At 47.0% G+C, this 6000-nt stretch carries 6 protein-coding genes and 1 pseudogene; 5 read left to right on the top strand and 2 right to left on the bottom strand.

Features of this window, described 5'->3' with window-relative positions; genetic code table 11:
* Nucleotides 1-367: Uma2 family endonuclease (locus B9T16_RS11040; protein ID WP_410244772.1), on the bottom strand; the 367-nt coding region annotated here is incomplete at its 3' end.
* Nucleotides 368-507: 140 nt separating this feature from the next.
* Between B9T16_RS11040 and B9T16_RS11035 the strand changes: the two genes are divergently transcribed.
* Nucleotides 508-1098: a Uma2 family endonuclease gene (locus tag B9T16_RS11035; RefSeq protein WP_410244771.1), complete on the top strand. Its 591-nt coding sequence runs from the start codon at nt 508-510 to the stop codon at nt 1096-1098.
* A gap of 80 nt (nt 1099-1178) precedes the next feature.
* Here B9T16_RS11035 and B9T16_RS11030 read toward each other — a convergent pair.
* Nucleotides 1179-1873, bottom strand: a pseudogene (locus tag B9T16_RS11030) (Uma2 family endonuclease).
* Nucleotides 1874-2013: 140 nt separating this feature from the next.
* Here B9T16_RS11030 and B9T16_RS11025 point away from each other — a divergent pair.
* From B9T16_RS11025 to B9T16_RS11010, 4 genes are all read left to right on the top strand, one after another.
* Nucleotides 2014-2601 carry a Uma2 family endonuclease gene (locus B9T16_RS11025; RefSeq protein WP_410244770.1) on the top strand — a complete coding sequence of 196 codons (588 nt, stop codon included), beginning with the start codon at nt 2014-2016 and terminating at the stop codon, nt 2599-2601.
* Between the two features lie 465 nt (nt 2602-3066).
* Nucleotides 3067-4026: a 3'(2'),5'-bisphosphate nucleotidase gene (locus B9T16_RS11020; RefSeq protein ID WP_410244769.1), complete on the top strand. Its 960-nt coding sequence runs from the start codon at nt 3067-3069 to the stop codon at nt 4024-4026.
* A gap of 199 nt (nt 4027-4225) precedes the next feature.
* Entirely contained in the window at nt 4226-5506 is a 1281-nt protein-coding gene (locus tag B9T16_RS11015) for a serpin family protein (RefSeq protein WP_410244768.1), read from the top strand.
* A gap of 207 nt (nt 5507-5713) precedes the next feature.
* On the top strand, nt 5714-5983 hold the full coding sequence (locus B9T16_RS11010) for a hypothetical protein (RefSeq protein ID WP_006619157.1): 270 nt from the start codon (nt 5714-5716) through the stop codon (nt 5981-5983).
* The last annotated feature ends 17 nt before the right edge of the window (nt 5984-6000 follow it).

The following is a 6000-nucleotide window of genomic DNA, read 5'->3' as shown; positions in this document are numbered from 1 at the left end:
TGTGTTCGTAAAATAACAACTTCCGAGTCAGTTCTCCCGGTCGGTTCCCCGGAGACAGAATTTCAAACACGACCTGGGGGGCGATCGCCTTTTCTTTCCACTGTTGGTAAGAACCCCGGTCTCCCTTCTCTACCCCAAACACCACCATAACATCCGGCGCTTGGCGTATCTTATTATTCCCTTCCACCGGATACCAGAGTAAATCCCCCGCCACAAACACATCCGCCTGTAGGGCAAATAACCACGCCAGATTGTGATATATGGTCATAATCCAGCGAAACTGAATCGTATTCTCCGCCATCGGTTTACCGTCAGAATCAGGATAGATAATTTCGTGCTGAGTTGCGATTTTTGGCTGAGAAACCATTGCTCATCTCCCTATAAACTCATAGGCGCGTTTCCCCTCTCTGGGAATATGATAACCCAATCCCAAGCCAATGCCAGGATTTCTGAGCATCTGCCGAGTTACCATTAACAATATCCGCCCACATTCCCGGAGGAAATCTGATGCACAGCACCCTCACCCTGCGATTACCACCCTCCACCCTTCTCCACGTCACCCTTGAACAATTCCAGGCGATCGCCGCCGCCAACCCCGATTTAAGATTGGAACGGACAGCCACAGGAGAATTGCTCGTGACACCACCCACCGGGAGCGAATCGGGAAAAAGAAATAGCCGCATTATCGGACAACTCGATCGCTGGGATGAAGCCCACGAAGAGTTGGGTGTTGCTTTTGACTCCTCCACCGGATTTATTCTCCCCAACGGGGCGATCCGTTCCCCTGATGCTTCTTGGGTGAGTCGCCCCCGCTGGGAAGCACTGACACCCGAGGTGCGCCGAGGTTTCGCTCCCTTATGTCCTGATTTCGTGGTGGAATTGCGATCGCCTACCGATAGCTTATCGGAACTGCGAGAAAAGATGGGGGAATATTTGGAAAATGGAGCCCGACTCGGATGGTTAATTGACCCCCAAAATCGACGGGTAGAAATCTACCGCCCCCAACAAGAAATCGAAGTTGGCGAGGATCCCACAAAACTATCAGGCGGCGATGTCTTGCCGGGATTGGTTTTGAGACTGAATCGGATTTGGGGATGAGAATTGACTGGCTTTTTTAGTAGAGCGATCGCCTCACCCCACCTCGGAATTATAACACAGGCAACAAGCCAGTTTGACTTCTATAAGCGATCGCCATCAATCCCCGCTTCCCGCAACAACATCTCCAACCTTTTAGCCTTTCGGCGCTCCTCTTCCAACTCGGCGGTCAGTTGTTCGGCTCGCGATCGCTCCTGTTGTAATTGTTGCTCGATTTCCAGGGGAGAAGAAAACGGCTGACCCTGGGGATGATAAAGTGTTAACGTCTCCTCGGACAACTCAAATCGAACTTGCAGGCGGGGACTCACCCAATTCTGCATTTCCTCAATCATAGCCAGACGATCGCCCGAACGGATACACCCGCTCAAATCATTGTTTTCCGGGTCATAAAGATAATATTCCTCCACCCCATAGTGTTCGTAAAATAACAACTTCCGAGTCAGTTCTCCCGGTCGGTTCCCCGGAGACAGAATTTCAAACACGACCTGGGGGGCGATCGCCTTTTCTTTCCACTGTTGGTAAGAACCCCGGTCTCCCTTCTCTACCCCAAACACCACCATAACATCCGGCGCTTGGCGTATCTTATTATTCCCTTCCACCGGATACCAGAGTAAACCCCCGCTACAAACACATCCGCCTGTAGGGCAAATAACCACGCCAGATTGTGATATATGGTCATAATCCAGCGAAACTGAATCGTATTCTCGGCCATCGGTTTACCGTCAGAATCAGGATAGATAATTTCGTGCTGAGTTGCGATTTTTGGCTGAGAAACCATTGCTCATCTCCCTATAAACTCATAGGCGCGTTTCCCCTCTCTGGGAATATGATAACCCAATCCCAAGCCAATGCCAGGATTTCCGAGCATCTGCCGAGTTACCATTAACAATATCCGCCCACATTCCCGGAGGAAATCTGATGCACAGCACCCTCACCCTGCGACTACCACCCTCCACCCTTCTCCATGTCAGTCAGGAACAATTCCAGGCGATCGCCGCCGCCAACCCCGATTTAAGATTGGAACGGACAGCCACAGGAGAATTGCTCGTGACACCACCGACCGGGAGCGAATCAAGCCAAAAAAATAGCAGATTGACAACCCAACTAGGAATTTGGGATGAAGCCCACGAAGAGTTGGGTGTTGCTTTTGACTCGTCCGGGGGATTTATTCTCCCCAACGGGGCGATCCGTTCCCCTGATGCTTCTTGGGTGAGTCGCCCCCGCTGGGAAGCACTGACACCCGAGGTGCGCCGAGGTTTCGCTCCCTTATGTCCTGATTTCGTGGTGGAATTGCGATCGCCTACCGATAGCTTATCGGAACTGCGACAAAAGATGGGGGAATATTTGGAAAATGGAGCCCGACTCGGATGGTTAATTGACCCCCAAAATCGACGGGTAGAAATCTACCGCCCCCAACAAGAAATCGAAGTTGGCGAGGAGCCCACAGAACTATCAGGCGGCGATGTCTTGCCGGGATTTGTGTTGAGATTAAATCGGATTTGGTGATAATTTGGGGTGGAGAATTTACTGGCTTTTGATAGCAGGCGATCGCTCCAGACTTAGTAACACAAAAATTAAATATTGTCAACCTCTACCCGCCCCATTGCGTCACCGGCGCGGGCAATAACAGCCCATGGCTCTCTCCCCAACCTTCTCCGAGAGGGAGGGAAAATTTCCATTTTACTTGGTGCGTATCAATCTCCCCCTACCACTGGGAGGATTCATTTTTACCCTGGAAAATCACGGTGATTAAGACATAATTCATAGCATAGGATAATCCGAGAAATCACTAGGGTAATTGGTGAATAATTATCACCTGGGTTCCTGAGAGTTTAAATTATAGTGGAAAGATGAGTTGTTAGGGGGTGAAAAGTTCCCGGAGGTGATTTTGGGGAAACTTGACGAGTGATAGACCAAGTGTAAAGCTATGTAAGGATACAATCTCAACTAATTATATCTCCAGGAGTTTCCATGCCCTACGATCGCGAAAAACAAGTCGCTATTGATGCCGTACTCGCCGCCTCCCGTCTGTGCGAAGAAGTACGACAAGCCATTCCCCCCGCTATGGAAAAAGGGGATAAAAGCCCTGTAACTGTTGCCGATTTTGGTTCCCAGGCGATTATCTGTAAAGCTATCTCAGAAGCCTTCCCGGATGATCCGATAGTGGGAGAAGAAGATGCTACTACCCTGAAAACCCCGGAAATGGGGAACAACCTGGAGAAAGTTACAGACTATGTTAAGAGTATTATACCTGATGCCACCCCTGAGCAAGTAACTACTTGGATAGATCGCGGTAATGGCAGTGTGGGGGGACGATTTTGGACTCTAGATCCCATTGATGGCACTAAGGGGTTTTTACGAAAAGACCAATATGCGATCGCACTAGCCCTAATTGAAAACGGGGAGGTTAAACTAGGAATTATGGGCTGTCCGGCTTATGCAATTGATGGAGATATTCCCGGAATGTTGTTTGTGGCTGTGCGGGGGGAAGGGTCGATGAAAATGCCCTTTTCGACTGGGAAATTTACCCCGATTCAAGTGGTGAAAGCTGAAGATACCGCCAATATGCGCTTTGTGGAAAGCGTGGAAGCCGCCCACGGTGATCAATCCCGTCAAAATGCGATCGCTCAAGCTGCGGGAATTACCTCCCCCTCCGTGCGGATGGACTCCCAAGCTAAATATGGGGTTGTAGCATCAGGACAAGCGGCTTTATATCTGCGTCTTCCTTCTCCTAAATACCCCAATTACCGGGAAAATATTTGGGATCATGCCGCCGGGGCGATTGTCGTTGAAGAAGCCGGAGGTCGCGTCACAGATATGTACGGGAAACCCCTAGATTTTGCTTCTAGTATTAAAATGGTAGACAATCGGGGTATAGTGGTAAGTAATGGACTGGTTCACGATCAGGTTTTATCTGCATTGAAATCATAATTAACTGGTGGGGTTTGGGCTGAGGTGAGGCAATTATAAATGATTGTAGGGCGGGTGATCCGGTCAGCTTTACCAAGAATCATCAACCCGCCCTGATCTCAGTATAACTACTGATAGGGGCTACTTATTCAAACTTTCAATAACTGGGTGATCATCGGAATGATTAAATTTGGAAATAGTCAACTATGGAACAGTTAAAATGGTACTTAGTCCTATGATGTCTAAATTGTCAGTTTGGGGGCGGCGGAATGGTTCCCTATTTGCTTCTCTGCTATTACTGTGGGGTGTAAGTTTACCCACCATATCCCAGGCTGTTAGCAACAGCACAGAGTCCAATTCATATAATATTGCTCGTGTAGATACTAATGCGATCGTGAATCAAAATAACCAATTTGCTCTCGACCTATACAACCAACTCAAAAGGGAAATATCAGGCAATTTATTTTTTTCACCCTATAGCCTTTCCACTGCTATGGCTATGACCTATGAAGGGTCACGAAATCAAACGGCTATGCAAATATCCCAGGTTTTCCATTTCCATCAGCCTCCTGGTAGTTTATACCCGGAATTTACCAGTCTGGTTAATGATATTAAAAGCCGCAACTCTTCCCAACTCTATTTAGTTAACCGTCTGTGGGGACAGTCCGGCTATAGGTTTCAGGAACCCTTTTTACAAATCACCAAAAACCATTATAATGCGCCGTTAACTCAAGTAGATTTTCGAGGCAATCATGAAGAGTCACGTCAAACAATTAATGATTGGATAAGCCAGGAAACTAACCACAAAATTACTGACCTCATCGCACCGGGAACTTTGGATGTATTCACCCGACTGATTTTGACTAATGCGGTTTATTTTGCGGGAGATTGGTTGTCACCTTTTCCAGAGAAATATACTCAAGATGGCATCTTTAATTTGCCATCAGGAGAAACTATTTCCGTGCCGATGATGCACCATCCTAATGTCTCTATTGGTTATCATAGTTTACCGGAAGTGAAGATAATTGAACTCCCCTACGCTGATGGTAATTTATCAATGATAATTCTGCTACCTGCGGAAGGAACAGACCTCCCCACTTTCGCCGACAACATGACGATCGCTAATTTACAAAACTGGCTGCAAAACCTGGAATATGTCAACTTACAAATATGGCTACCCAAATTTAATTTTAGCTCATCGTTTAATCTCAAGTCAACCCTGAGTTATATGGGCATGGAATCAGCTTTTACGGAAATTGCCGATTTTTCCGGTATCAGTTCCGAAAAACCATTTTTCTTATATGATGTGGTGCATCAAGCCTTTGTCAATGTTGACGAAAAAGGCACAGAAGCATCAGCCGCCACTGGGGTAATTGCCGGAAGTAGAAGTTCCATCCGCGATCGCATTCATATTAATCGACCATTTATGTTTATAATTAGAGAGTTTGACAGTGGCACCATTTTATTTATGGGGTCTGTGGTCAATCCCTTACAAAAGTGAAAGCGTGAAGAGTGAACTGTTGGTTGTTGACGCTTTGGCCGTTATCGGGTATCACGGTGAGAGTTAGTCCACCAGGCGGAGGTTGGGGAAAATCCCCAAATTTAAACTTAATTTTTGGCAATTGTTTCAGAGATAACTGACCCATTGCACAATCTCAAGATACAATTTCTTGTGATAGACTCTAATCTTGCTGTATCAAATTTTGCTATGACTGAGCCAATCAACGAGTCCAATGAGAGTTTACCCCGGGAATTTCGAGTTAATCAACTTAGGAATCTCATAGAAACCCTGCATATTGCCGACGAAATTGCTAGTAAAGGCTATTTGATCAGTAGTTCAGAACTTGCTGATTTAATGGATATTAACGCCAGTGCTGTCACCAGTCGCGGTGATAACTGGGCGTGGCGCAATTGGGAAGTTTCCAGGGTTAGACGGGAAGGTAATCAAATCCTCTGGCAATTGGAGAGGGTTGATTAGCAAATGCGGTAATTTAT

It is taken from the genome of Arthrospira sp. PCC 8006 (assembly GCF_046480465.1).
In the GTDB taxonomy this organism is placed as follows: domain Bacteria; phylum Cyanobacteriota; class Cyanobacteriia; order Cyanobacteriales; family Microcoleaceae; genus Limnospira; species Limnospira platensis.
Note: the sequence above shows the minus strand (reverse complement) of the source record. Positions and strands in the feature narration are given on the sequence as shown.

What these genes read in the sequence shown, in the direction of transcription:
- B9T16_RS11010 (WP_006619157.1), top strand. Translation starts at nt 5,714, where the DNA reads ATGACTGAGCCAATCAACGAGTCCAATGAGAGTTTACCCCGGGAATTT.
- B9T16_RS11015 (WP_410244768.1), top strand. Translation starts at nt 4,226, where the DNA reads ATGGTACTTAGTCCTATGATGTCTAAATTGTCAGTTTGGGGGCGGCGG.
- B9T16_RS11035 (WP_410244771.1), top strand. Translation starts at nt 508, where the DNA reads ATGCACAGCACCCTCACCCTGCGATTACCACCCTCCACCCTTCTCCAC.
- B9T16_RS11020 (WP_410244769.1), top strand. Translation starts at nt 3,067, where the DNA reads ATGCCCTACGATCGCGAAAAACAAGTCGCTATTGATGCCGTACTCGCC.
- B9T16_RS11025 (WP_410244770.1), top strand. Translation starts at nt 2,014, where the DNA reads ATGCACAGCACCCTCACCCTGCGACTACCACCCTCCACCCTTCTCCAT.